We start from the raw sequence: 25170 nt of genomic DNA, 5'->3' as shown, positions 1-25170 counted from the left end.
ATCACCCCTTTCTTGAAATCTGACGTAATGCACCTGATGCGGTATTGAATGAATAAGCCGCGATTTCTTCGCTATCCATATAAATGCTGATCGGCTGCGGTGAACCTTGTGATAATGGGACGGTCCTGGAAACAGCTGCACTTATTGAATTAATCATTCGATCAGCTGATGGCATTGAAGCTGTGGAAGGCAATACTGCATTAATCGATGAAGCATTTAAAGTACCGATGCCAGCAGTAGAAATACCACTCATAGCTGATTTAATTTTCCGGCCTAATGCTTCAATCTCTCCTAACCTGCTACTCAGAGTGCCGACCACCCCATTAACTAAACTGTTTCCGTAATCCTTACCAATGTTCAGATAGTCGTCCACATACTCTTGAAGCGCTGCCTTTGATTTCTCCTGATTCTCGATCTCCTGAAGCACCTGTTCATTTCCTAAATCTTTTATAGCTTGCATCCATGCCTCATTTGCCTGTGCTTGCGTCAAGTTGCCCTGTTCCACATGCAGGGCTAATTGTTCCTGGAGTGCTTCAAACCGCTCACGCTGGAGCTCATACTCTTTCTCAGCAGCCTGCATGGCTTGCTCTTGTTCCAGTTCAATTGCTTCAAGTTGTTGAGCTCTCATTGCTTCATATTGATCTGCTCTCAATTCATATCGTTCTTCCAGTGCTTCCCGCTCCTGATCACGCTGTTTTTGCAATAATGAGAGAGAATCTTCAAGTGCCTGCTCCTGCTGATCATATGAATCATTGATCTTATCTTTTTCAAGCTGCAGGGATTCGCGTAAGTCCTCCCGCTCCCATTCAAGGCGTTGCTTTGCGATAGTAGAGTCAAGGTCCGCAATCTCCTGCTTAACGGCTTTAACCGTATCTTCATCACCCATAAAGTTCGCAACAGTCAACCGGCGGTTTAGATTCTCCTGTTCACTTGCAAACTCAGCTTCTATTTCTTCCCGACCTTCACGCTGTTCTTTCTTTTCAAGTGCTGCAAGTTGCTCATCGATGGCAGACAGTTCAGCATCTCGACGTTTATTAATATTTTCAATCTGACGCTCAATGGCTGCTTCTTGCGCCTTTGTCTGAGCATCAAAAGAAGCAAGCGCTGCATCCTTCTGACGATCCAGTTCCGTTAAAAAGGAATCCGTCTCACCTTTAAATGCTTCACTTGCTACTCTATTTTTATCATCCAGGTCATTCAATTGATTTCTCAGTGCTGTTTCGTATGCACGGTTTTGAGCAGTCGCCATTTCATAAAACGCTTCAGCACCTATTTTAGCCGACTCTTCAGCAAGTCTGGCCGCCTCCTCAAATGCTTCGCGCTGACTATCCATTAATGAATCGGTGAACGCCATTTGTTCTGCTTTCAAGTCATGCAGCTCACTTGTAGCTGTGGCGACGCGTTCATTATAATCTGAGAGCGAAATTTTGCCGTTATTATAAGCCCAATTTAATTTGTCGATGATGATCTGCTGCTCTTTAATTCGGTTCGCATATTCACGTTCTTTTTCTGCCTGCAGCACAGTCAGCCGGGCCTGCTTTTCTTTCGCATCATTTAATTGTTCGATTGTTGCGCCTTCTTGAGACAGTAAAGCAATTTGACGTTCAAGGCTCGCAATCTCAGCCGCTCTGATCTCACGTATTCTGCCAACAGTGCTGCCGGCTGATGTGAGGTTAAGCATCGGCTGGTAGTCCACAAGCTGATAATCACTTGTATCCGGCGTACCATTCGCATAGCGCGGTACATTATTAAAAAATTGTTTAGTCTTCATTGCTGATAAAACAGAAGTACCTTTCGGTAGGTCCATGAATGTTGGTGTGGAAGGACTGAGTAAGGATTCTCCACCAGGTAGATTAATGAGCTCTGGTCCGGCATTGAAGCCAGTACCATCACCTACAAGAGCAAGACCTCCAGGGTGACTGTCAGTACCATGAGCATATCCAATACGTCTGAAGTTATTTGAATCCTGTGGTTGAAGTCTCACAGGTTTATAAACGATACTTCCAAGTTCGCTATTCAATTGTTCAACAGATGGGCTTGTATTTAGTTCAACATCCTTATATATCGTTCTTCCTGCTACTTCATTCATTGTTTCAAGCTTTGAACGAGCTTCATCAATTTTGGCTTGCTGACTATCCAGTTTAGCGTTTTGGTTATCATATTCCCTTGTAGAGATCTGTTGTGTCGCCAATTGTTGATCAAGTTTATTTCGAGCAACATCTATATTAGCTTGTTCTTCTCGAAGTTTATCTAACCCTTTACCTTTTTCGGATGTGAGTCCTGCTTGTGAAAGGATTAAGGCTTCGTAATCTGCAGTCAATTCATCATACAAAGAAAGTTCTTGTTCAACTTTTCCAAGTTTTTCTTCCTGTTTTCCAATTTGCGAATCGTAGTATTGGATTTGCTCTTGATTTGCTACATTGTTATCCTGCAATTGATCTCTTTCAGCCTGAAGTCCATTTAACTTATTTGCCAGCGCTTCTTGATCTGTCTGACTCATATTCTTACCAGCTTGATCAATTTCTTTTTTAACACCTAATATTTCTTTATCGATTTGCTGAATACGTTCGTTTCCAGCAGCTTCTTCATCCACAAACACTTTTCTATTTGCAGATAAACTATTGATTTCGCTTTGAATAGCCGATTGTTCTTTTAAAGAGTTTTCAACATTTTTACTCTCTTCATAAAGAGCATTGTAAGTATCAGCAGATAACCTTTCACGTTCAGCAGCACTTAATTCCTTTACTTGACTTAGTACCGCAGCGTAGGCATCACCTTGTTCACTGATTGCAAGAGCAGTTGCAGGTGCGTTTTCCACAATTACTTCATTCAAACTCAAGAATTCTTCCATTTCAGCATTAGTCAGACCGCTTTTTTCAAGAAGCAATGCTTGTTCATCCGTTAATGCTTTGATCGCATCTTCAGTTTTAGCTTCCTTCAGTTCTGCCATAACATCCATGTAGTTAAGAATTTCACCTGTAGTCAGCTCATTCTTTTCCCGGAGCTCTTCAAATTTCGCAATATTATTATCAAGCTGATCAATTTCATCTTCTCTAGCTTGTAATGCTTCCACAGTTTTTTCAAGGTTCTGATCACTAGCTTTGTTTAACTCATAAATCCCCAATGCAAGAGCTCCGGTACCTGCCACAGCTAATCCAGCAGGGCCACCAAGACCTAATAGACCAATCTTTCCTACCAAGCCTTTACCGCCAGACTTTCCTAATAAATCACCTAAACTTGTACCGACTTTAATTAAACCACCGACACCGCCTGCAATATGACCAAAACCAACCGTTGCAGGTCCTAATGCTGCAGCTAAGCCCGCTAATTGAACGACATTCTCCTGCGCTTCAGGAGACATATCTTTAAATGCTTCAGTCATTTCATTTACTTTGTCTGCTGCTTTTGGAAGCCATTCCTCTGCTAGATCAACCAGTATTTCACCAGCCGGCTCTAAATCAGCTTGAAAATCGCGGAATGCTGCAGTAGCTCTTGTTCCGATGTTATCATTCGCTGCATCCCCGGCTTTCTTTGCTGCACCTTCTACTTCACCCAACAAGTCTATGGTTGGATCTAGCGCAAGAAGGGCACTGTCTTTTACGTCTTCCCATTTAGTACCGAAGATTTCCACACCTGCAGCATTTCGTTCTGTTGCATCTTCCATGCCAGAAAGCGCTGTGATTGTAGCAAAAAACGCACCGTTGGCTTTTTCACCACCTTCTGCTATATCTGACATCATTTTCTCGCCGTCAATACCGATTCGCTCATATCCTTTAGCGACACGTTCACCTGACTGCTCCGCTTCAATCGTGAACTCTTTCATAGCATCTGCTAATACGTCAGTATTTCTGGACCCAGATTGCAATCCTTGTATGAGCAAATTCATCGATTTTTCACTGGATAAACCAAGTGCCTCAAATTGAGGACTGTATTCACGGAATGTATCAAGTAAGTCATCACCACGAGGACCGGCAAGTTGTAAACCTCTTGTCAGAAGGTCCATTGCTTGAGTTCCGGAATCCCCAAAGTTATCCATGATTGTACCTGCTGCAGCAGTGGTTTCATTGATACCTACTTTGAATACCTTTTCCATATCGAATGCAGCTGCAGTAACTGCTTTAATATCTTTGTCAGACATATTACGCATGTTTTGTTCAACTGTCGCAACGTTTTCAGCCGCCTGCATTACAGAATCGCCGTATGCATCTTCCCACAGCTCTTTTGAAATATTCATTAATTGGGCAGCACGATCTTCTGTAACGCCTAACTGAGCTTGAATTTGTCCTTGTGCTGCGTCAAAGTCTGCTGCAGATTTAAGGGACGCTACACCAAGACCAACGATTGGAGCCGTGACACCAACTGTCAGTTTCTCACCGACATTCTTTGATTTTTCTGCAACGTTATCTAATTTATCAGCCGCTGCTCCGGCTTGCTTCGATAGCTTCTCCCACGCTGATTCAGTCTGTCCTGCAATTGACTGTTGACGTTTTAATGCTTCATTGACCTGACCAATCTCAGTTTCAGTACGGGTATATTCAGCAATCGCTTTATTAAGCTTCGTTGATAGGTTCTCAGTCGCTTTGGCATCTTTACCCTTTTCCTTCACAGACTTGTCATAAGCGTCACGTAATTGTTTCACGTAACCTTCCTGCTGTTTCAAGGTACGCCCCAGAGTCTCCTGACGTGTCTTTAAACCTTCAATAGACTGACCCCAATCTTTACCCTTTTGACGTAAGATGGTAAGCTCTCCACCCATTGTTTTAAGGTTACGTTCAGCTGATGCAATTGTTTTATTAAACTCTGCTCCGCCGTCCAGAGAAAGGGATACTTTCAACTTGCCGATTTCTTCTGACATGGTTTCACCTCACTCCTTTACATTAATAGGAATCCATAATCTTTTACTGGTGCCGACTGACCACCATCTGCTTTAGGTTTTGATAAAGTCATTACAAATAAATAACGCCAGAAGTCCATCTGATCAATTTCTTCCAAGGAATGACCTTTATCAATCAGATAATGATACATTTCTTTTATTCGATCAGGCGTTATTTTTTCTCCTTTTTTCCGTTTCCCTCTTCATCCTTTGGTTTTAGTTCAGCGTACGGATCTTTAGTAAGATCGTTTACAAATTGACCAATTACTTTAAAGATTTCATACGGTGCAACCCCATTTATAAATTCCTCTTCTGTAAATTGATGCTGAAATGTACGAACAATCAAACCCACATATTCTTTTACATTGTCAGTCGTGATCTTCTCAATTCTTTTCGATATCACTAAATAATCTAAATATGCTCCCATTGGAGGGTAAGGTAAGTGATATGTTTTTTCTTCAACCTTTACTTCTTTTTCACCGTTGTCATTATCAGTCGTTACAAGATTTTTCAATATAATTTCCACTAAAATTCCTCCTTATAGATAAATAGAAAAAAGAGAGCCCGTGAAGGACCCTCTTACACTTTGTTGATTAAGGCGTTGGTGTTTCTTCAGACACAGCGTCAAACCATGCATCGATCACAGCCTGATTCGAGTCATCCTGAACGATATGGATTTTTTCATGTCCATCAGAGTCACGTCCGATAAACGTAGCCGAGATAGTCGGTGTCTGGAATTCAGGTGATTCACCTTTTGTATTATTCGTCTGAGTCGGACGGCTGAATTTACCTTTATAGAGCCAGATGTACGCATCGTCTTCATCTTCACCTGTTAGACGACAGCCAAATGCTACATACGGTGCACGGTCATTACGACTCTGCACTAAGGCACCATCTGAGTTAATTTTCTGGCCAAGTAGTGCAGCTCGATCTTCAAGTGACAGTGCAGCAATACCAATTTCTACAGTTGTTGGTCCGTTAGAGCTTGCAGTTGCTGATGGGCCGTTATCAGAGTAAAGTGTAGCCATATTCGTGGTAGGTGTCTCATTAAAAGACATTGCCCCTTTCAGTGCTACTGGTGTGTCATAAACAGTTGGTCCACCCTTTGGGTCATCCGTCAAAATCGCATAGTGAAAATTATCTAATCCTGTATACATTAATGTTTCCTCCTTGTTTTTCAAATAATAAAAAGCCCTCAGTCTGAGAGCTTCATTGAGTAGTTATAAGTCAGGTGATAATAGTAATAGCCGGTGTCTGTCTCATATCCCGGAATGCCACCAGTAAATAAGAATTCCGCCTCTGCCATTAACTCTTTTACCTGAGAGACCAGTGCATTGTAATTACTTTTAGAATAAACGCTCACCTGTACATTAGAGAGCGTATTCTGTAATTTGTTATCCGTGTGAATGTTAGGCCTGTCCACAACCTCAAAGTAGATCACATAGGTCGTAGCCGATCCACTGTAAAAATGGAGCGCCGTCGGAACGGTAACCGGCGCAAGTGCATTCTGGATTACACCGGTGACACTCATAGCCCCATCCCTTTCTGCAGTTCTTCTTTTAAGATTCGGTTCAAAGCTTGTAGTTCCTGATAAAAAGTTGGTCTTAATATTGGACGAGCTGGCATCTTGCTTGTGCCCCATTCGTGGAAGAACATATAGAAAGCATCGTTTTGTTGGTTACTGAAACCAATGAAAATCTTACCGGCATGAACCTCACTAATGAGAACACTTTCTTCAGCTTTACCTGTCTTTCTATCAAGACCCAATTTATATACATTATCAGTGAGTTTCTTTTTTAAATGTTCCGCACTTTTGTTTAATGCAGAGCCTTCCACCTCACCAAATATCTGCATATCCTTTAGTTTTTGAGAGAGTCTGTCAACCCCCTCAAACTCTACCCTCATGACTGATCATTCAGGGCGGCAATCGCTTTATCCTTACCTCTAACCTTTTCGCCATTAGGTAATTCATAATGACCGCCTCCCAAGTGTTTTAGTTCAGCTTCAGTTTCTTCTTCTGCAGCAACTAAAAAACCCTTATCGATTAATTCATCAATTCGGGCTTGTGAGGTATTTGTATAAAGTTGATCCTTACCATAATACTGTTTATCAGTGTCTTTAAATAATCGTTTTACTTTGTATGATTGAGCCATTTCCTGTCACCTCTCCGTTATCGTTTTTCGTTGCCAATGATCGTCAGGGTTCTGTTCTCTTCCTCATCATTTAGAATTGATTCAATATCAAATTCTCGATTGTCATAAAGGATTCTCATATCTTCATCCAAACCCTCAGTGTAATGAATGATAAACCGCATCTGATTTTCATTTTGTGTGGATGAGGCAGAAAAGTATTCAGTACCCTTCAAAGTTTTAATCATCGCCCAGGCTGCCTTTACATCCTGCCAACCTTCCACAGGGAAACCATCCGGATCCTTACCGCCTGATGAATACTTTTGGAACATAACCCTGTGCCTGAAATGGCCGGAGTGATTATTCGGATTATACTTAAATGGTTTCATCCGTTTCATCCTCCAGCACAATTTCATCAAGCGCCTTATCTAAACCTAATCCGTTTATCTCGCTTTGGAAGTTTTTATTAAAAAACTCCAATGCATCGTTATAAACGTATCTTGACCTTTCATAGACCAGCTCCTTAAAATCTTCATCAGTTGCAATATCATAAGGTCCGCAATCTTTAAGCAGCGCTTTTTCAGACGCAGAAAGAATGCGCTCCAGGTTATCATCTTCATAATCTCCCAGGTGCATCCTTTCTTTAAATTGAGTTACGATCTCCGGTGTGATGCTCATTTACATCACTCCTTATCCTTTTTCTCATCAACCCTTAACAGATAAGAGCCGTCAAGGTTTTTTGCTACCTCGTCGGCTCTTTTTATAGTCATTTCAATTTCATCATTCTTTTTATACTTCTCATCAGTGTGGATGTCCCTAAAGGTTTTCAACACTTTGAATTTAACCATCAATGATTACTCCTTTCTTAGCCTGCTGGTACTTCTGCCGGAGTAAAGTTGATATCAAGGTCATAAACAAGTGCAGCCTTGTTATCTTTCGGCTTACCATTCGCAAACTGCTTCATCGTATAAAGTGTTGCATCTTCAATAGCAAGAGTCTGATCAAATTTCTTAACTTTAACTCCGCCAGTCAGTTTCGCTTTGTATCGACCTTTAACAAAGAATAGCGCTTTACCTGCAGGGATTTCATCAGATTCAACCATTGTTAGATTGTATGGTAGTGACATTACCCACTGACCGTTATTAGTTTGAATTGTGTTACGGAATTTAACGGCAATTGCATCAGTAGAGTTAACTACCATCACAACTTTATTATCTACCTTTACAGAGTCGCCTTTAGCGTCCACAGAAAGAGCAGACACCACTCCAAACAGTTCCCCTGCAACAATTTCACCGTTTTCTGAAGGAGTGAAAGTTAACGTACCGCTCGAAGTTTTATCAGTTACTGCACCAGTTCCCGGATCCACATTTTTTAGGAGTCCGACAGGTTGTTTCGCAACAGAGCCGCCACCTTTCACAAGACCAAATTCCAGACCTACGCTGTAAGATTCAGTAAGAAGGGCGCGAACATAACGCTCAATCCACACTGGTCCAAGTTCAAGCATGTCATTCGGAATAACTGCAAATGCTGTCAGTTTCAGTGAGCCTACCTCTTCATCAGTAAACGCAGCTGCTACTTGACCTGCGATAGGTCCGAATAGATCTCCCCATGCATAAGTTTTTGTAGGATCCGCATCAATGTATCTTTTGACCGCTCCGAGGTTCTCCAAGCCAATTGCTTCAATTAAAGGATGTTCCTTAACAAGGTCCTCAAATACACGCTCCTGGGTAGTAACAGGAAGGATAGAATCATCATCAAAACCTCCTGAAATAACCACTTCATTGAAGAATTTATTTTCTTCTGAAGTCAAAACGTTTTTGCCGCGCTGCTGAAGGATTGAACGATCAAGCATTTCATTGTTAACCTGCTTTGTGATGGCTGCAGTTACTTCTGTTTGAAGTGCTTCAAAGTAGTTCTCATACGCTTCAGTTTGTTCTGTATCAGTTGCCTCAGCATTTGAAAGAACAGCAGTCAACTTTTCTTTAGCATTCTTATAAGCTTCTGATTTGTTAAATTTAATTGTCATTCTTGTTTCCTCCAATTTTGTGTAAACTAAAAGACCCTTACAACTCTGTTACGTTTAACAGGTGCAGGATCTTCCGTTTGAGTATTTTTTAATTGAGTGATTTCATTTTGCATTGCTGCAATTTGATTCTGTAACGAATTGATTAATGCATCATCAACATTTTCAATATCTTTTTCCGGCTCACTAGCTACTGCCGTAGCAAAACCAATATCCAGTGCTTCTTTCGCGCTGAACCATTTCTCCTCATCTACCATTGTGGTCATTTCTTCACGATCAACATTAGCTTTAGTCATATAGATATCGATAATTCCTGATTCCAATTTTTCCATGACATCAGCTTGCTTACGTAAATCTCTCTTGGTGCCCCATACAATAATACTGGCTTCATGGATCATAATCATGGCACCGTAACCCATAATCAATTCGTCAGCTGCCATTGCAATAATGGATGCTGCTGAGCAGGCCCATCCATCCACATGCACTGTGATTTTACCCGGATGCTTTTTAAGTCGATTATAAATAGCAACCCCATCAAAAGCGTCACCACCAGGAGAGTTTAGGTGAATAACTAAATCATTATTTCCCGCTTCTCTTAAAGCATAATCAACATCTGATGCTGAAGTAGAGTCTCCCCACCAGGAATCTCCGATAACGCCATAGATCGTTAGGGTAGATTCACTTTTTTCATCATCATGAGCGACAGCAAAGTTATGAGGGATGCTTTTAAGTTTAGTAGTATACTTCTCGTTTTTGAGTTTTAGAAATTTCATTTTTCATTCTCACCCCCTTCAAGTGAACCGATTTCAGTATAGTTTTTGGTGATGAAGTGCTTATCAAGATTTGGATTGTCTGATCTTTCTTTTCCGGCTTCTTCACGAATTTCATTACCAGTGAAGGCTCCGGATGATACAAGCTTGTCAACCTTATCCGCAATATCGAATAGCGTATTATAGGAAATCGGCCTGATATCCAACATATCACCATTCATATATTCAGCCTTCTCAAAAAATTTGTAATTAGCTTCATCTTTTATTTTTTTGAGAAAAGGATTGACGGCGAACATCATGTAATTCTTGGTTTGCTTCTCTACATCTGCAATGTCGCCGTACAGCAGACTGGTCGGGATATGCATTGAGAGTGCCACCTGATCCAAAAAACCTTTGGTGACTTTGTTAATTTCGTCCACAGATTGAATTCCATTACCGCCACCACTGAAGTGTTCTTTATATCCGAACCCCGGCATCTGAGGAATGATTGCAATATCTTTGTCGCTGACTGCCTTGTACATCTTGTTAATAAACTCTTGCAGTTTATTCAAAGACTGTTCGTTTTTGGCTGTATTCGCGTCCATATCGACTGTAGAACGAATTTGATTTTTACGTTTTTGAGATGTCAAAAGACGCCCGAACAATTCGCCATAATCATTGAATAAACTGTCGATCAAAGGCGACAATTTTTCATTGCTGTAACGCAAATGTAGTACTTCATTTTGTAAGAACGTTCGAGTGAATTCCCAGTCTTTAACGACGACTTTTGAAAAAACATCTTCTTTGACCGCATATTCTTTATGTTCAAAGTCATCTGCTATCAATAGATCTTCATCGTCCGCTTGGATAATTAAGCACTCATTGTCATAAACGAGCTTGTAAACAACTTGCTGCCAAAACGTGCTGGCGGTCATGTTTTTATTCGGTCGCACATTTAACCTGTAATACAAATCGTTTTTTTTATAGCTGCCTTTTTCTTTTACGCGGAAATCAGATTGACTGATGGTCCTGGCCAGAAACGAAGCACATGTGTCGATGGCTAATTTTTTCATGTAAATTCGTTTCGCGTCATTTTGAAGTAGTTCCAAATCAAATGAAAAAGCCACTGCGCTATTCTTTCTCAATATAGAATCTATAAGCCCCAATATCTCACCCCCTTTAGAAATTAATATCAGCCAGCATGAATGACTCGCCTGTGACTATTTCATCCGCCCGGTACATGCCATGAACGAAAGCTTGGAAACCGTCAGTCTTACGTCTGATAGGTTCTTTCTTCTGATACTCTTTATTGCCGTCTTTCTTAGTAACTACAAGGACATTTTGTGTGTACCAGCGCATCAGTGGGTTATCACCAAAGATAATTTGTTTATTTGCAAATGCCATCTCAATCCGCGGCGCCAGCAAACTGTGAATCGCTCTCGGATTTCGAATGATCTCAACTTCAAACCCTTCAGCTTCAAACAAAGGTTTTAATATTTCCATTCTGAAATTATCCGCAATAATTTTTTTGATGATGTAAAACTGTCTCATTTCTACGAACCACTGAACTATTAAGTTTGGATCCAGTGACGGGCCGTCCACAATCGTGATGAGACCCTCCTGCTCCCATTCTTTAATCGGTGCAAACTTACGCTTGCCGGCTAATTCAGCATCATGTTTTTTAGAATAACTGTAATACTTATCAACGAAATCTTTTCGAGCATATGAATGAGTTTTAAAAATGTAATCATCACTTTGACGAAATAAAAGACCACACGCAGCAAAGTCTCTAATGCTCGCATAGTCTAAACAGCCAATGCACTCTTCATTTAATAGATCAGGTACCTCTCGATTTGTGGATGATATCTCTTCCCAAGTTGCGACTGATCTCTCTAAATCGGTCATAGGCAAGTTCATTCGCTTTGTCATGAACTCTTCCCGATTCGTTGGATCATCCTCTAAATCTTCATACTCTTCATAGATCGTATCGAACAATCCTTGAGCATAAGTTCCCCTGGGTTCACATAACATCGGATTCGACTTTTCCCAATTAGCATCATCATCGATTTCATTTTCGTCATCCAATTTACAGATGAAGGGGAACAGAGCGTTTGGCCGGGCGCCACCAGATAAAACTTTCATAGCCTTTTCTTTCATTTTGTCCAGGAAGCCGTCACGCACATATCCGTCTGTTCCAATATAAAACTCTCTCGGATTCTGCTTTTTACCTAAACCGGATATATGAACCCGCACGTCTTTATTGCCTTCATAACGGTGAACCTCGTCAAAGACAACAGCACCATCACGCAGACCATCTTTCGTTTCGCCGTTTGAAGTACGGAACTTTAAAATAGATTCCGTTTTCTTATTCGTGATCTTTTCTTTTGTTCTGGACCACATACCTTTTAAAGTGCTGCTTCGACCAATAACGCTGTAAGTCTCTTCGAATGAAGTTTTTGCCTGTTCTTCGGAGTTGGCGACAATTGAAATATTGTACTCCTGGATCCCATGTAATGGACTGGTTAAGAAATGTGTAATGCCTGAAATGATTCCGTTCTTACCAGCGCCCCGGCCCATCATCCATAAAAACTTACGATAGAAGACTCGATCATTTTTTTTGAAAAACAAAAAGATGAAAGCAATTAAAAATCGCTGAAAAGGCTCAGTGGGAAAATACCACTTTTCAATGAACCTCACGCAGTTTTCAATCATTTCATCATCGAAATACAAATCATCACGACTGAGCACATAACGCTGTAAATACTCAATCAGATCAATTCGTTCTTTATTCAATTTTATTTTACCGGCTTCATAGAGTTGAATATATTCTTCTACATACTTATTTGTAATCATATTAAATCATCTTCCGTTGGTTCTTCCTCCACAGGTGAGGGCGTAGAAGAAGGGGCATCTCCTTCACTGATAAAATTGAATGTTTTTTCTAAAGCTATTAACTGTGCGTTGATTTTCATTTTTTCGGTCATAGCAGGATGTGACTTAATAAACCGCTGCGTACCATTTTCAATAACAATAGTCGATCCATCTTTTTTTATAGCCCTATCACATGCAATATCTAACTTTATTAATTGAATGTATCGTTTAATTTTCTTCACTTCAATTAAGTCATCTTGATCAATACGACTCATTAATTGAAGTTCTAATTTTCTAATTGTCAACTTACCCCTCCCCCCTCTCGCGTGGAGCAATATTTCCTCAATGAATGTCGACAGTACACCCCTCCACCGGTCCTATAGAAAATTTAAAATGACCCAAGTTTTTGGGCGGGGGTGTAATTAATTTTCATCCAAGAAACTTTGTAGTTGCAGTTTTTCAGAACGGATTTTATTTAACTCTTTCTTAGCTCCAGCTTTCTCTTCGTACAATCTCTGGAGTTCCGAGATTGTCATCTCTTCAGCTCGTTCAACTTGTTTTAATCTTTTTTCAACTGCCTCTTTTACATAGTACATAACACTACCACCTCTCATCATGCTTCCATTTGTTTTGTGATGCCTGATAACGATTATGGATTTTATTGTGATGATGTAAGCACACCGTCTGAAGGTTATCGAGCTCCAGCGCTAATTCAGGATGAGTTTCGATTTCTTTAATGTGATGGACATTGAGTTCAATACTCTTTCGCTCACCATCTGATTTAACTGAATCAACGTGTACTAATCCTTCAGCTTTGCACAACTGGCATTCATAGTTATCACGCTTCAATGCTTGAATACGTAATCCATTGGCGCCTGACCATGCTGATCCTTTATAGAACCTGCGCTTCTGATCTTTAGTTTGGTATTGATTCATAACTTTCACCTCACAGTCATTAACGCTGACCAGTCGAGATATAGGATCACTTCCTTACTTAGATTTACACCGAGAACAGTTCTTTATTGAAGTCATCACGTTCTAGCAATTCATCTAATGAAGTATCGTTTAAGTATTTCACTGAGTAATACATTCGCTGATCTGGATAGTCTTTGTAGTAATCAAATAACTTTCCATTTGGTTCGAGCTGCACAGGTTTATCAAGCTTATGAATGTTTAGTAACTTAATCTTTTGATTTAGATTCATATTACTCACTCCTGTTAAATTAAGACATAATAAAAGAGCACTCACGAATGAGCGCCCTTTTCTCAGATTTCTATGTTCTCACTATAATTGATTTTTTCAATGAATTTAATGGGCAGAATATAGAGTGAGTTTATACTAAAGTCACTCTATACTTTATCAGCAAATGTTATCATTCTCTTAATTTGAGCATGCTTAGCGTAAATATACTGTGAACTGTATCCTAAATCTTCAGCTACACGCTCGAGTGTTTTACCTTCAACGTACTTTCCGTAAAGGATTTGATGTTCAATTCCTCTGAATCTTTTAATTAAAGATTTCACATCATGAAGATCATTCATCTTACAAGCAAGTTCATGTTCAATGCGTTCAATATGTTCTTCAAGTTTTGCAGCACTGCTTTCGGGATGAATCTTTAGTTTAGCTAAATCACCTTCAATCCATCTTCCTAATTCACGATTAGCTCTATATAAATTGTTTTCAAGATAAATAATTTCATCTTCTAACTTATGATAGTCTTGCAACCATTCAAACAATCTACTTCACCTGCCCTTTTCGTAAAATGCGCTACCTTCTGTTACCGCCTTGAACCTTTGATACGTATAGGTTTATGACCTATTTATGAGTATCGGGTAACGCATTTACCCCCTATTTTTCTTTCATAAGACTAGTTTTTTATAAAAATAAATATAAATATTATAAAAGAAAGTGATTTTATCTGTTACCTGTTACTTAACCTCTCAAAATATTGATATTAATGGATTTCTGAAGGTAACAGGTAAGGTAACAGGTAACGCATTTGACGTTTTTTTCATTAAAAAAACTTATAAAAGTCACGATTTTATTTAATTTCGTGACCAAATACGGTCACGGTCATTTTTCAAGCCTTGATATGACTCACTTCCCTATCCACCCTTGACCGGAATTTGGTCACGCAGACAAAAAATTAAGACTCTGAGACGAATAATCTTTTATTCTTACCATCGATTTTCTGTTGTTTAGTACTAAAACCAAAGAGCTGCTTGACCTGCTTACTAAAGCTAATATTACTTACCGCCTGGTAACCATTCTCTGAGCAATACAATTTATACTGCATATAGACATCACCAACCACATTGCGCTCTAGATCAATATCCTCATTATTTACAAAACTAATGATCGGATTGTTTTCTTCCTGATAACGTGACATTTCATCATCGATGATTTTCGATTTCGTAAATTGTTTTTTCTGCAGTAATCTTTTCAACGCTTTCAGTGCCATATTCAAAACATACTGCATTGATTCATTCGAAAGCAGCTTATCCGTAATGAATGGATCAAAGTCGTCATCGTTTACACTGAACTTGGCTCGAAACGGAACGATCTGCAGCCGGCGACCTAAACCATCTGAATAGTCATTTATTCTTGGCATTTCATTTGCACTGAAAATGAGTTTTGCATAATTCGTAAAATCAAAAGGATCCTTACCCTTACGTTCTACGTTCAATGTCTCACCAGTTGAAAGCTTTTTGAAAACTGATGATTCCTTAATGTAACCTTTCGAAATATCATCACCAATATTGACGAGCTTGCCAAACAATTCAGCTGTTTTAAACCGCTGATCTAATTCTTTCAGGTCCAATGATGCCGCATTGTCTGTACCTGCGAGTCTTCGGATAATTTTTAAATAAGATGATTTACCGTTTGATCCGTCGCCAGTCAAAATGAAAGTAGCCGCAAACTCATTTCTTCTGAATAAGATGTAACCCAGAATCTCTTCCAGTATGGCCCGTACCTTTTTATCGTTGACCGCCAACTTATTAAATGTTTTGTCAGTCACTTCATAATACGCGTCTGCTATGTACGCGATTGGTATTTTATTTCGTGTAATGATCTCCGGTGAAAATCCCTGAAGCTCCCAGGTATCTAAATTCAGAATGCCATTTTTAACAGGAACATATTTCACGGGTGCAAATTGTTTATCATCAGCTTTCAGCTGAAGGTATGCCAGTGTCTCCTGTCGTTGCATTCGCTTCAGTGAAGGAATGTGTTTAATCATTGCACCCTCAATATCAGACTGGTCATCCGAGTACACTCCATCTTTATAGATGTGCAGCAGGTTAGCAATTTTGCAGATGTGATGTTCATTAATTAAAAAATTGCCGAACTTTTCATGCTGAAAGGATCCTTTAATGAAGAATGATTCTTTCATAAATGCATCATCACGCAAGATGATATTCAGTTCTGACTGCTCAACTGGATCTTCTAAAATGTAATGATTGATTATTGAGATGGTATCTTTGATATCATTCTTGGCCATTCCCTGGGACTGCATTTTTAAAATGTAGGTGAATAGTTTATCGTTCCGTCCATCTCCATCTGATAGCTTTGTTAAATTTGGATTCTTTTTGTTGTAAGGATATAGCCACGCTGGCAAAGGTTCATGATCTTTCACTTTTCGAATCCATTTTCTAGATTCTCCATCAATCTTTAATGGATCTGCAGTGTTTTTAATTCCAAGCTTATAATCACAATGGATGCCTATATTGGAAAACCATTTTATTTTATTGGCTGTCAGGTCATACCCCTTAAAATAAAAATGCATACCATTCGTTGTCTCCAAGACCGAGCATTGAATGTCTTTATCCTCAACGATGTCCAAGAGAATTTCTGCTTCATTCATTTCATCAACATCGACCATAATGTAATCGTCCTCGAGGATCCCTACAAATGATGATTCTTTCCTAGCAGTATGATAGGCAAATAGCTTTGCCCCATTTTTAAATGAAGTAGCTGCATGCTTTCCATTTCCTTTTAAATATCCTTTATAAATGATAATCACCTACTTTCATGGTAAAATATTCTTAAAAATGATTGGAGTCTACAATTTGGAAAACACTAATAAACAAAATAAAGTAGATAAATTAATCAAATTTACACCCCTTTACAAGACAATTAATATAGATAGCGATAATTATCAGTTCATATTTTCTTTTCTCAATGAGAATTTCTCTAACCAATTTGATAGCTATTGCATACATTGTAAAAATGAAAGTACTTTTAAGAAAGTCACGGATGAATCTTATACTTACAATCTTCAATTAAAAAAAATTACTGCTCAAGATTTGTCAATTTTTTATGGTTTTCATCTAATAGAATATAAATGTTCACGTAATGAAACTCATAGCTATTCTTTTTCCTACAGATTTCAAGATCTTGAATTGACTAAAATTGGGCAGTTTCCTTCAATTGCAGATATTGCAACCCAAACCATTCAAAAATATAGAAAAGTTCTCAAAAAAGACTATAATGATTTTTCAAGAGCTATTGGTTTATATTCTCATGGTGTAGGAGCAGGGTCGTTCGTCTATCTTAGAAGAATATTTGAAAATTTAATTGAAGAAACCAAAGAGAAATTTTCTTCAACACAATCCGATTGGAATGATGACAAATATCAAAAATCAAGAATGGATGAAAAAATTGATATACTTAAATCAGATCTACCCGAATTTCTCGTAAAAAATAGAATCCTTTACGGAATACTGAGTAAAGGTATTCATGAATTGTCAGAGGAGAAATGTATTGAGCTTTTCCCTCATGTAAAACTAGCAATTGAGCTAATACTTGATGAAAAACTTGCTAATATAGAGAGAGAAAGCAAGATTAAGAATCTAAGTGAAATCATGTCCTCTACTGCAACTGAATTATAGAACTAACTCTGTCCAATAAACGCATTGATCCGGTCAATGGCCAGATCTAGGTACCACCAGTAATCTAACTTGCCTGGTATCGATGCATTCTTAATATCATCATTAATAATGAAACATCGTTCAGGTGTGTAAGATATTTTTGATGAAGCTCCATCCTTAACTTTTGTTAGCTCTTTATCATTTTTATCTACACTTGCAAATAACCGAAATACTTTTTCATTCATGCGCCGGGTCCCATACCTGGCGTATTCATATTTATTGCTGACCTTCACGATTTTTTGAAACTTGATTAACTCTGTGCAATTGAAAACTGTTTCTTCCGGATCCATACCATGAACAAAATAATTCACGATGGCTTCATTCACTATCGGTAAATCATTATCAAGTGGATTTAATTTCTTTACGTAAGAGCCCTTTGATTTGTAGTTACCTTCAACATCTACAAGGATATAATTATTTACATCCTTTTGGATCACCTTCGTAAATTCTTCAAACTCAAGCTCCATTCTCGTGCGCTGCTCCCACTCATAACAGATATCATCGATCAATTCATAGTCATCATAATTTCTCATTTTGACCAGGACTCCATCTGTATTAGATTGAATAACGTCACAATGCGGTTCCAGTTTTTCAATTAAGTCAAGCAGCAGAGTCATCCCTGCAATACATACATTGTTGGCCATAAGAGGATCATAAAGCCCATTATATTTATCTTTCATTGCACCGTATGTTCCATTAATTACGATCTTCAAAGGTGCCTGTCGTTTATCTTTGGCTGCCTTATATTTAAGCCTGGTATCTCGAATTTCTCTGAATTTCTCAGGGTTTTTTATATTACGACTGAGGTAGTCATACTCAATCATAAGTGCAGGATAATAACTAGCTACATCGATATTTAGATAATCGCCAGTCCCATAATAATGATGACGTGCACCATGTAGTCCACCCCAAGCAAATATATGAGGAACACCTGCTACCTTTAAATCGAGAACCTTATTGTAGTCTTTGTTCTCCTGGTAGAACTCTAATACTTCAGTATATTTATCGATCTGCAATGTGTTTGGAAAGCTAAAGTTAAACTCATCATTGCGTGGAATTAATGGCTGCTTTGCTTCCAAAATGACTGAAGACAGTTGCGCCTTAGTCTTGGATATATTTTTGATAGGAAGATCGAACATCTTCAAAAGCTCAAGTTGTGATTCAAACTCATTTATTGTTTCAGTGAAAATGTGCATGGTTTCATGCACATCATGTCGACAATATTTAATGACTTCATCGATCTCTTTTTCATCAAGCTCCCGATCTATCGTAAAGCTTACAGAGGTTTCCTGAATGTCATGACCCTGAAACCCTTCCAGCTGCTTCAATGATCGTAGCTTACTAACCATCACATCATAGTTTAAGAGTTTGATTTTCCAGAAGTCTTTGTAAAACTTCCACCCAGGTTCATTCTTCACAATGATCCAATGATTAATTTCCTGTGGAGCAAATCCACAAATGATTGCCTTTAAAATGTACTGGTCATAATGCCGGCTATTATATCCGATCCATATATCTGATTTATGCTGGTTATAATGCTGAATTAAAGCTTTTTCATTGTTCACAAAAACTTTTTCTTCTTTAGTTTCAGTATCGATGATCACCACTAACCAGTCATATTTGAAGACTTCAAAGTCGTAAAAGAGCATTTACTTCACTCCAAACCATTATTTCCTGTTTTCAGCTCTGCTTCCATTTGCTAGAATTCTAATTGTGATATATTTAAACTAGGAGTTGTACAATGAAAAATAATAGATTATTTTGGAGCTTGTTTTATAAACAAATTCGCCGTTCACTTTCATATAACCCATTTTTTTACCCATTATTTGATACTTATGATTTGATTGAAGACTTAAAAAGATCTAGAACATCGATAGATATTAAAATTGAACAAGTCAATGCATCTTTAAAAGAAACATCCACTGTCATTAAAGAACTTGAAGAAGAACTTAGCCTCAGAACCGAGAAACTAAAAAAGTTACAAATTGATTATGAAAAATATTCAAAATTAGCTGCAGTAGAAGAAGACAAAGCTGCTGCAGTAATTGAGCAAGTTAAAAGCACATTAGTATTGGGCAAATCAAAAGATAGATGGTTTAGTTTTGGTCTAAACATTGTGGCAGGATTAATATTATTCGTGTTGGGTTTATTTCTAAGCCCCTTAATTACAAACTACTTTGGAATAGGCGGCTAATAGAACCTATATTAAAGGGAGCCCGAGAGCTCCCTCCTATTTAATTATTCAACTTCAAAGACTTCAACGATTTCAAATGTATCAAAGCCGTCTTTGTTCGTGCCTTTTTCCAGAAGATACTCAAACTTCCCATCAATGTCTTCATGGATATCAAGGACCAAGTCAGCATAATCTCCGAAGCTTGAAAACTTCACATCATCCTTTTCACAATCCCATAGCGATCGTAGCATTTGATTATTCTGATGTACCTGCAGGCCGAAGGCACGGTCATTCTGAGGCTGCATGACTTTGTTATAGAAGATTCTCTGTCCTTCCAGATCACCGTCAATGATCTTGAACCAAATGGATAACATTGGATCGCCTTTTTTCGATTCAGTCATTTCCATCTTTTCAACTTCAACTTCATACTGCCCATCTGGCACCGGCTCAAAATCTCCACCACCATTTTCCTCAACATCTTTTACATCTTCTTGTAATGCGTCCAGGTCAACCTGCTTATCGAACTTATCCCAATTGAATCCCATTATTCATCATCCTCCTGATCATCGTTTAATTTCACTGTGCCATCACTTTCGACGTTATACTCCACACCTTCATGTAAGTCCTTAACCGGTTCTTCACTCTTTGATGGAGCATTTTCCATGATCTCGCGTGGCGTATCATAACTAAATGCCAGATCGATTAAGAAGTACGTTCCATATTTATTATGCTTCTCACTAATCTTCCATGAAGTCAGATAAATATCCGACTTTGCATCTTCAACCACTTTCTCTGCTTCTTCACGTGTATCTGCATAATGCTGCTCTTTTGCATTCAATTCTTTAACGGCCATTTTCAATTCCTCCAATTAATTTAGTTTTTAGAACGGTAACATGTCGTCAGATATTTCGATGGGTTGACCATCATTAGCGAATGGATCATAATCCTTTCTGTTAGACTTGCTACCGACGGCTCCGTCGAGTACGTTTTGGTTTCTCTTCTTCAGCTGCAGATGTTTCTTCACTATCAGATTCACCTGGAGGTGTATCATCTTCAACCGGCTTTCGGGATCTGCGCTGACGTTTGGGCTTTTCCTCTTCCTGTGCAGGAGCATCTTCAGTCTTTCGAGATCTACGTTCACGCTTAGGTTTTTCTTCTGTAGCTTCTGCTTCTTGCTGAACTTCTTCAGCTGCTTCAGTGACTTTTTCATTTTCATCCTCAGCTGGCTCTTTTTCTTTTTTACTCCGGCCAGAACGCTTTTTCTTTTCTTCTTTCTTCGGTGACTTCCCTTCTTGGGCAGCTGTAAGTTCTTCGATAAATGCATCGAGTTCCAGAGGAATAGTTTCAACTTGGAAGTCAAATCGACCACCACCGAACACGTTTTGTTTCTTGGCCAACTGAAGGTGTCTTTCGTCTTGTGAATCAACAAATGCTCTTAAAGTTAAATCAACAGTTCCGGTAAGAAAGTTTGCAACCTTATCGTTGATGTTCGGCTTAAACGTTGTACGCTTGGCACCACCCTTTAATGTGATCTCTTCAGCCTTCTCCTTGCTTATATAGATCACCTGATATCCTAAAGCTTTCAGACGCTTCATGGCATTGTTAAATTCAGTCGTTACTTTGGACCATCCTTTTCCGTATGATCCGTCTGATTCGTGCTCCCAGCCATTTTTATCAAAAACATACACTCTGCAGTGTTCATAAATATCTTCAACTAAATCCAGGGCAACTGCTTCAAAGTCACTATCGTCTGTTTCAAGATCACTGATCGTATCCAGGAAGATATCCCATGCTAACTTACGATTGGTTACGCGGCCCGATTTGCTGACCACATCTTTGATTGAAACCACAGGCGCAGTCGTATTGTCTGTGTTTCCATCCGTGTTTAGAAACAATACATTTTCCACGTTGTCGACGAATGTTGATTTACCTACATATGAATCTGCATAAATCCAAAAGTCCGGTTTCGTATCAATCGTTCTCTCACGACGTTCATTTTTCGGCAATGCCATAATAATCTCTCCCTTTTCATTTTCGATTGCTTCCAGGTAATTCGGTCTGAAGCGTGGAATGCAGCTGAAGCAATTTCCACTCTTATTCCGTTTCGTAAATGTTGATGTATTTTCAATATCCGTGATTGAGTTCATGAAATAGATGCTTTCCATATCATCAAACTCAATGGATACAAGTTGTATTTTTGAATCTTCGACTGTCTTCATTAACCTCTTCCGGAAGTGAAACAAATCTTCCGTATCCTTTTGCTTTAAGCTCGTCTTTGGAGCAAAGATGTAAGCAAGCTTTCTTACATGAAACCCGTCTCTTTCGAGAAAATCCTTATAGATGTGCAGCTGAGCTGACTTCATATAGTTTTTAATGTTGTTAGAGTATTTAAAGTCGATAACCATGCAAGTGCCATCTGGAGCTTTTGCAATTAGATCAACAAACCCCACATATTCTTCATGATCGATCTTATACTCATGAATAAATTCGAAGTCTGGAAACTGCTCGTACAAGTAATCTTTCACTTTAGGAATTAGAATTTCTAATTTCATCGCCTCTTCCACGATCGCATTCGTCAGGACCGGAAAAGAGTTGAAGTAATCCTGAATAGCTGTTTCAACATCCTGTTCAATCCCTGAGTGAAGAGCATTTCCGATGATCAAAGGATTGTCTGCATCGAATTTGGGCAGCTCGGTTAATCGATCGACGTACCGGAGTCCAAAGTGATATGGACAATCGTTGAAGAGTAATACCCGACTATAGCTGTATTGAGTCATGTAAACCACCTCACCTTCCAGGACTCAAAACCTTTTGGTCTGAGTACATAAGCCTCACCACCAGAATCTCTTATTTTACGAATGTTATAGAGCTGCAGCTTACTGGCAGTACCCACATCCGTTTTTAATTCAATCCCATGAAATACTCCATCGATGCATGCCAAGATATCCGGAATACCCTCTTTGGTGTATTGACTGCCGGCCCAATATTTCACATGCCAGATGTCATGATCTTTTAAATATTTGATGACCTTTTTTTGAAAGACTGACTCTTTCATTTACTTCACCGTGAATTTCACATAGGCTTTTTTATCCGTTACTTTTGGATAATCCTCAAGTAGCTCACCATATAACTTCGGTTCCTTCTCCTGCAGTTTTTTGATGTCTATACTTTTAGAAGAACTGCCCTTTACCCATGTGACCTTTAAAAAGTCATTATCAATTGATTTAATGTCGTGCTGTGCCATTGCATCTTCAAGTTCAGCTTTGGCATCTTTCACTTTTATAGTTAATTCCTTTTGCTGCTTCTCCATAATTGCCAGGTGCACCATAGCCTGCAGGTATTTATTTTCAAACTGTGTCACTTCATTACTCATATTGAACCCTCATTTCCGGTCAGAATGTTATAGCAGCCAGTTACTAAATTGATTTGATAAATGACATCATCAAAGGCATCATGTTTCACTAAAGCATCATTATTGAATCTTTCTTTTAAATCTTTTTCAGAGATTCCAAGTTTATGTGATGCCAGGTCAACAATCGTTCGAACATCACGATCATTCCGATAAAAAATCGGGTATTTTAAATCCAGCTGCTCAAATTGATGTTGGATCATTTTGTTATCAAATAGGATCCCGTTGCCCCATAAATACAAGTCGTAACCTTGAAACTCCAATTCACAAAGCCAGTCGTGAAACTCCCTTAAAATATCCTCACTGGAATGAGCACCGAAGCTTAATAGCTTGTGAAGCAGCTCTTTATCTGTTTCAAGCCACCATTTGATTGTTCCACCCGTAACTTTCAACGGCTGCTCATTTTTTTCTATATCTGCAATCAAATTAAATTGATCGGTTTGACTACCAGTACTGATATTAAATGCGATTGCTGAAAGCTGAATAATCGTTGAATCACTGTTGGTGCCCAAAGTTTCAATGTCCGTCATAATGTCTAATCTCATTCAATTTCCTCCTCTTTTAATATCCCACCGTGGTTGCTTTGCTTTTCCTCTGCGTCCAGCTTCACTCGGGTCAACTTTAGGCGTGTTTATTGCAGTTTCAATATCCATTCCTTTTTTCGTGCGCTGATATAACATCGCTTTAGTAACGCCGTTATCAGCTGCACGTTGAACTTGTCGGACTGTAAATTTAGCCACGTTATTCTTCCTCCTTCTCAAATAGAGCATCTGTGTAATCTTTTCGTTCCTTCAACACTTCGAGCATTCGCCATTCTATGGATCCGTCCGTGAGTAAGTAATAATAGAAACAAGGACGATCCTGACCAATCCGGTGAATCCGTTTTTTACTCTGTTCAAAAAGCTCACTTTTGTCTGTCAGTGTGAAGTAAACGACTTTATTTGCTTTCTGCAAATTCAATCCCATAGCCCCTGCTTGGTATTGAATCAATGTAATGCTGTTTGGCTGAGTCTCATATGCAGAAAGATCTTTGAGATCACCATTGATTGTGCTAATTGGTCGATCAATCATTTCAACCAATGTAGCGTATTCCCTTTTGAAGTTATAAAAGATCACGACACGATCGTTTGTGCTGTCTATTAGGTCTTTAACATATTGAAGCTTATGTTGGTTATAGAACCCTGCCAGTTGCCTTAAAATAAGCTTCTTAGCTGCCGGCGTATCACCAATTAATTCTTCCTGCTCAATCTCAATAATGTGATGCTTTTTAAATTCTTTATATGCTTTTGTGCTTTGAATCTTAATGAGCTGATCATTGACTGCAGGTAAATCAAACACCTCTTCAGTCTTCATAAACACTGCTCCATATTCTCTGAGCTTCGCTTTTAAACGCTCCACATTTTTATATCCGGTAATGACCATCTTCTGATTCCGATCATCCCATTCCTGAATGACAAACTGTTTCAAGAACAGCTTCTTAGTAATCTTCCAACCTAATAGATGAAGCTGAGACCACAACTCTTCATATTTGCCACCAGTGGGCGTTCCTGAAAGTAAAATCACATTCGATGCATGAAGCTTTAAAATAAACTTGCTTCGATTGGACGACTCATTTTTGATCATCGATGACTCATCCATCATCATCGTGAAGTCTCTCAATTTTTGAAGCTCAGGCCGCCTCCATACTTTGTCGTAATTGATGATCAGGACACTCTCCGGAGGAATCTTTTCAATCGGTTGCTTATCAAAGATGATTACTTCATAGTCATAGTGCTGTTCAAAGTGTTCTTTCCAGTCCGGTATTTTGGACTTTTGACAGATAACTAAATTATATGGAGTGTTAAGCTCCCACATTTTTTCTGATCCAACATATGTCTTTCCAAGCCCCATATCTAAGTAATAGGCGACCCTGTTATTTTCATATGTTTGATCCAATGCACGGTCCTGATGTGGGAATAATTTCATTTACATCACCAAATTTCATGCTATACTTGCTGTGAAAAATAGTTTTTCT

31 protein-coding genes are annotated in these 25170 nt (G+C 38.9%); 2 read left to right on the top strand and 29 right to left on the bottom strand.

The features are described from left to right. Position 1 precedes the first annotated feature (1 nt). From E2626_RS03530 to E2626_RS03450, 20 genes are all read right to left on the bottom strand, one after another. Positions 2-4855 carry a phage tail tape measure protein gene (locus E2626_RS03530; RefSeq protein WP_134379734.1) on the bottom strand — a complete coding sequence of 1618 codons (4854 nt, stop codon included), beginning with the start codon at positions 4853-4855 and terminating at the stop codon, positions 2-4. Between the two features lie 17 nt (positions 4856-4872). Continuing rightward, complete coding sequence (locus E2626_RS17145) at positions 4873-5025, bottom strand: hypothetical protein (protein ID WP_166786723.1); 153 nt, start codon at positions 5023-5025, stop codon at positions 4873-4875. Positions 5026-5045: 20 nt separating this feature from the next. Continuing rightward, a complete protein-coding gene (gpG, locus tag E2626_RS03525) occupies positions 5046-5399 on the bottom strand; it encodes a phage tail assembly chaperone G (protein ID WP_134379732.1) in 354 nt (117 codons plus the stop codon). A 67-nt stretch (positions 5400-5466) separates the two neighbouring features. Next, positions 5467-6030 (bottom strand): major tail protein, encoded by a 564-nt coding sequence (locus tag E2626_RS03520; RefSeq protein ID WP_134379730.1) that lies wholly within the window; start codon positions 6028-6030, stop codon positions 5467-5469. Positions 6031-6068: 38 nt separating this feature from the next. Further along, entirely contained in the window at positions 6069-6404 is a 336-nt protein-coding gene (locus tag E2626_RS03515; protein WP_134379728.1) for a hypothetical protein, read from the bottom strand. Further along, positions 6401-6778, bottom strand: a complete 378-nt coding sequence (locus tag E2626_RS03510; RefSeq protein WP_134379726.1) for an HK97-gp10 family putative phage morphogenesis protein — start codon at positions 6776-6778, stop codon at positions 6401-6403. The genes E2626_RS03515 and E2626_RS03510 overlap by 4 nt, the downstream gene beginning before the upstream one ends. Further along, positions 6775-7026: a hypothetical protein gene (locus tag E2626_RS03505; protein WP_134379724.1), complete on the bottom strand. Its 252-nt coding sequence runs from the start codon at positions 7024-7026 to the stop codon at positions 6775-6777. The genes E2626_RS03510 and E2626_RS03505 overlap by 4 nt, the downstream gene beginning before the upstream one ends. Before the next feature lie 17 nt (positions 7027-7043). Next, the gene (locus E2626_RS03500) at positions 7044-7391 is read right to left on the bottom strand and encodes a phage head closure protein (protein WP_134379722.1); all 348 of its coding nucleotides are present in this window, start codon (positions 7389-7391) and stop codon (positions 7044-7046) included. Next, entirely contained in the window at positions 7378-7680 is a 303-nt protein-coding gene (locus tag E2626_RS03495; RefSeq protein WP_244094233.1) for a hypothetical protein, read from the bottom strand. Before E2626_RS03495 ends, E2626_RS03500 begins: the two co-directional genes overlap by 14 nt. Before the next feature lie 5 nt (positions 7681-7685). Next, positions 7686-7850: a hypothetical protein gene (locus E2626_RS17140; protein ID WP_166786722.1), complete on the bottom strand. Its 165-nt coding sequence runs from the start codon at positions 7848-7850 to the stop codon at positions 7686-7688. 17 nt (positions 7851-7867) lie between these two features. Next, positions 7868-9028, bottom strand: coding sequence for a phage major capsid protein (locus E2626_RS03490; protein WP_134379720.1), 1161 nt, complete (start codon positions 9026-9028; stop codon positions 7868-7870). Between the two features lie 26 nt (positions 9029-9054). Beyond that, positions 9055-9798, bottom strand: coding sequence for a head maturation protease, ClpP-related (locus E2626_RS03485; protein WP_134379718.1), 744 nt, complete (start codon positions 9796-9798; stop codon positions 9055-9057). After that, complete coding sequence (locus tag E2626_RS03480) at positions 9795-10943, bottom strand: phage portal protein (protein ID WP_424955116.1); 1149 nt, start codon at positions 10941-10943, stop codon at positions 9795-9797. The genes E2626_RS03485 and E2626_RS03480 overlap by 4 nt, the downstream gene beginning before the upstream one ends. Positions 10944-10953: 10 nt before the next feature. Then, on the bottom strand, positions 10954-12627 hold the full coding sequence (locus E2626_RS03475) for a terminase large subunit domain-containing protein (RefSeq protein WP_134379716.1): 1674 nt from the start codon (positions 12625-12627) through the stop codon (positions 10954-10956). Further along, positions 12624-12950 (bottom strand): hypothetical protein, encoded by a 327-nt coding sequence (locus E2626_RS03470; RefSeq protein WP_134379714.1) that lies wholly within the window; start codon positions 12948-12950, stop codon positions 12624-12626. Before E2626_RS03470 ends, E2626_RS03475 begins: the two co-directional genes overlap by 4 nt. 117 nt (positions 12951-13067) lie before the next feature. Continuing rightward, on the bottom strand, positions 13068-13241 hold the full coding sequence (locus E2626_RS17135; RefSeq protein ID WP_166786721.1) for a hypothetical protein: 174 nt from the start codon (positions 13239-13241) through the stop codon (positions 13068-13070). Positions 13242-13245: 4 nt separating this feature from the next. Then, positions 13246-13581: an HNH endonuclease gene (locus tag E2626_RS03465; RefSeq protein WP_134379712.1), complete on the bottom strand. Its 336-nt coding sequence runs from the start codon at positions 13579-13581 to the stop codon at positions 13246-13248. A gap of 64 nt (positions 13582-13645) precedes the next feature. Next, complete coding sequence (locus E2626_RS03460; RefSeq protein ID WP_134379710.1) at positions 13646-13849, bottom strand: hydrolase; 204 nt, start codon at positions 13847-13849, stop codon at positions 13646-13648. A 146-nt stretch (positions 13850-13995) separates the two neighbouring features. Next, on the bottom strand, positions 13996-14382 hold the full coding sequence (locus E2626_RS03455; RefSeq protein WP_134379708.1) for a hypothetical protein: 387 nt from the start codon (positions 14380-14382) through the stop codon (positions 13996-13998). A gap of 410 nt (positions 14383-14792) precedes the next feature. Continuing rightward, positions 14793-16658, bottom strand: coding sequence for a DNA primase family protein (locus E2626_RS03450; RefSeq protein ID WP_134380358.1), 1866 nt, complete (start codon positions 16656-16658; stop codon positions 14793-14795). Positions 16659-16713: 55 nt separating this feature from the next. Between E2626_RS03450 and E2626_RS03445 the strand changes: the two genes are divergently transcribed. Continuing rightward, positions 16714-17535 (top strand): short-chain dehydrogenase, encoded by an 822-nt coding sequence (locus E2626_RS03445; RefSeq protein ID WP_134379706.1) that lies wholly within the window; start codon positions 16714-16716, stop codon positions 17533-17535. A 2-nt stretch (positions 17536-17537) separates the two neighbouring features. Here E2626_RS03445 and E2626_RS03440 read toward each other — a convergent pair whose 3' ends face one another. Further along, positions 17538-19223, bottom strand: coding sequence for a hypothetical protein (locus tag E2626_RS03440; RefSeq protein WP_134379704.1), 1686 nt, complete (start codon positions 19221-19223; stop codon positions 17538-17540). 92 nt (positions 19224-19315) lie between these two features. Here E2626_RS03440 and E2626_RS03435 point away from each other — a divergent pair, with 92 nt between their 5' ends. Further along, on the top strand, positions 19316-19768 hold the full coding sequence (locus E2626_RS03435; protein WP_134379702.1) for a coiled-coil domain-containing protein: 453 nt from the start codon (positions 19316-19318) through the stop codon (positions 19766-19768). A 44-nt stretch (positions 19769-19812) separates the two neighbouring features. Here E2626_RS03435 and E2626_RS03430 read toward each other — a convergent pair whose 3' ends face one another. From E2626_RS03430 to E2626_RS03395, 8 genes are all read right to left on the bottom strand, one after another. Beyond that, positions 19813-20292, bottom strand: a complete 480-nt coding sequence (locus E2626_RS03430; RefSeq protein WP_134379700.1) for a DUF669 domain-containing protein — start codon at positions 20290-20292, stop codon at positions 19813-19815. Beyond that, positions 20292-20600, bottom strand: coding sequence for an organic solvent tolerance protein OstA (locus E2626_RS03425; RefSeq protein ID WP_134379698.1), 309 nt, complete (start codon positions 20598-20600; stop codon positions 20292-20294). The genes E2626_RS03430 and E2626_RS03425 overlap by 1 nt, the downstream gene beginning before the upstream one ends. Positions 20601-20709: 109 nt before the next feature. Beyond that, entirely contained in the window at positions 20710-22524 is a 1815-nt protein-coding gene (locus E2626_RS03420) for an AAA family ATPase (protein WP_134379696.1), read from the bottom strand. Next, complete coding sequence (locus E2626_RS03415) at positions 22521-22802, bottom strand: VRR-NUC domain-containing protein (protein WP_134379694.1); 282 nt, start codon at positions 22800-22802, stop codon at positions 22521-22523. Before E2626_RS03415 ends, E2626_RS03420 begins: the two co-directional genes overlap by 4 nt. After that, positions 22803-23120, bottom strand: a complete 318-nt coding sequence (locus E2626_RS03410) for a hypothetical protein (RefSeq protein ID WP_134379692.1) — start codon at positions 23118-23120, stop codon at positions 22803-22805. It abuts the gene before it with no gap. After that, on the bottom strand, positions 23117-23701 hold the full coding sequence (locus tag E2626_RS03405; protein ID WP_134379690.1) for a 3'-5' exonuclease: 585 nt from the start codon (positions 23699-23701) through the stop codon (positions 23117-23119). Before E2626_RS03405 ends, E2626_RS03410 begins: the two co-directional genes overlap by 4 nt. Then, positions 23702-23896 carry a hypothetical protein gene (locus E2626_RS03400; protein ID WP_134379688.1) on the bottom strand — a complete coding sequence of 65 codons (195 nt, stop codon included), beginning with the start codon at positions 23894-23896 and terminating at the stop codon, positions 23702-23704. It abuts the gene before it with no gap. A gap of 1 nt (position 23897) precedes the next feature. Beyond that, positions 23898-25121 (bottom strand): SNF2-related protein, encoded by a 1224-nt coding sequence (locus E2626_RS03395; RefSeq protein WP_134379686.1) that lies wholly within the window; start codon positions 25119-25121, stop codon positions 23898-23900. Positions 25122-25170 lie beyond the last annotated feature (49 nt).

The organism is Jeotgalibacillus salarius (assembly GCF_004405125.1).
In the GTDB taxonomy this organism is placed as follows: domain Bacteria; phylum Bacillota; class Bacilli; order Bacillales; family Jeotgalibacillaceae; genus Jeotgalibacillus; species Jeotgalibacillus salarius.
Note: the sequence above shows the minus strand (reverse complement) of the source record. Positions and strands in the feature narration are given on the sequence as shown.

Coding starts and splice junctions, on each gene's coding strand:
- E2626_RS03530 (WP_134379734.1), bottom strand. CDS start 4,855: ATGTCAGAAGAAATCGGCAAGTTGAAAGTATCCCTTTCTCTGGACGGC.
- E2626_RS17145 (WP_166786723.1), bottom strand. CDS start 5,025: ATGTATCATTATCTGATTGATAAAGGTCATTCCTTGGAAGAAATTGAT.
- E2626_RS03520 (WP_134379730.1), bottom strand. CDS start 6,030: ATGTATACAGGATTAGATAATTTTCACTATGCGATTTTGACGGATGAC.
- E2626_RS03515 (WP_134379728.1), bottom strand. CDS start 6,404: ATGAGTGTCACCGGTGTAATCCAGAATGCACTTGCGCCGGTTACCGTT.
- E2626_RS03510 (WP_134379726.1), bottom strand. CDS start 6,778: ATGAGGGTAGAGTTTGAGGGGGTTGACAGACTCTCTCAAAAACTAAAG.
- E2626_RS03505 (WP_134379724.1), bottom strand. CDS start 7,026: ATGGCTCAATCATACAAAGTAAAACGATTATTTAAAGACACTGATAAA.
- E2626_RS03500 (WP_134379722.1), bottom strand. CDS start 7,391: ATGAAACCATTTAAGTATAATCCGAATAATCACTCCGGCCATTTCAGG.
- E2626_RS03495 (WP_244094233.1), bottom strand. CDS start 7,680: ATGAGCATCACACCGGAGATCGTAACTCAATTTAAAGAAAGGATGCAC.
- E2626_RS17140 (WP_166786722.1), bottom strand. CDS start 7,850: ATGGTTAAATTCAAAGTGTTGAAAACCTTTAGGGACATCCACACTGAT.
- E2626_RS03490 (WP_134379720.1), bottom strand. CDS start 9,028: ATGACAATTAAATTTAACAAATCAGAAGCTTATAAGAATGCTAAAGAA.
- E2626_RS03485 (WP_134379718.1), bottom strand. CDS start 9,798: ATGAAATTTCTAAAACTCAAAAACGAGAAGTATACTACTAAACTTAAA.
- E2626_RS03475 (WP_134379716.1), bottom strand. CDS start 12,627: ATGATTACAAATAAGTATGTAGAAGAATATATTCAACTCTATGAAGCC.
- E2626_RS17135 (WP_166786721.1), bottom strand. CDS start 13,241: ATGTACTATGTAAAAGAGGCAGTTGAAAAAAGATTAAAACAAGTTGAA.
- E2626_RS03465 (WP_134379712.1), bottom strand. CDS start 13,581: ATGAATCAATACCAAACTAAAGATCAGAAGCGCAGGTTCTATAAAGGA.
- E2626_RS03460 (WP_134379710.1), bottom strand. CDS start 13,849: ATGAATCTAAATCAAAAGATTAAGTTACTAAACATTCATAAGCTTGAT.
- E2626_RS03440 (WP_134379704.1), bottom strand. CDS start 19,223: ATGCTCTTTTACGACTTTGAAGTCTTCAAATATGACTGGTTAGTGGTG.
- E2626_RS03435 (WP_134379702.1), top strand. CDS start 19,316: ATGAAAAATAATAGATTATTTTGGAGCTTGTTTTATAAACAAATTCGC.
- E2626_RS03430 (WP_134379700.1), bottom strand. CDS start 20,292: ATGGGATTCAATTGGGATAAGTTCGATAAGCAGGTTGACCTGGACGCA.
- E2626_RS03425 (WP_134379698.1), bottom strand. CDS start 20,600: ATGGCCGTTAAAGAATTGAATGCAAAAGAGCAGCATTATGCAGATACA.
- E2626_RS03420 (WP_134379696.1), bottom strand. CDS start 22,524: ATGACTCAATACAGCTATAGTCGGGTATTACTCTTCAACGATTGTCCA.
- E2626_RS03415 (WP_134379694.1), bottom strand. CDS start 22,802: ATGAAAGAGTCAGTCTTTCAAAAAAAGGTCATCAAATATTTAAAAGAT.
- E2626_RS03410 (WP_134379692.1), bottom strand. CDS start 23,120: ATGAGTAATGAAGTGACACAGTTTGAAAATAAATACCTGCAGGCTATG.
- E2626_RS03405 (WP_134379690.1), bottom strand. CDS start 23,701: ATGAGATTAGACATTATGACGGACATTGAAACTTTGGGCACCAACAGT.
- E2626_RS03395 (WP_134379686.1), bottom strand. CDS start 25,121: ATGAAATTATTCCCACATCAGGACCGTGCATTGGATCAAACATATGAA.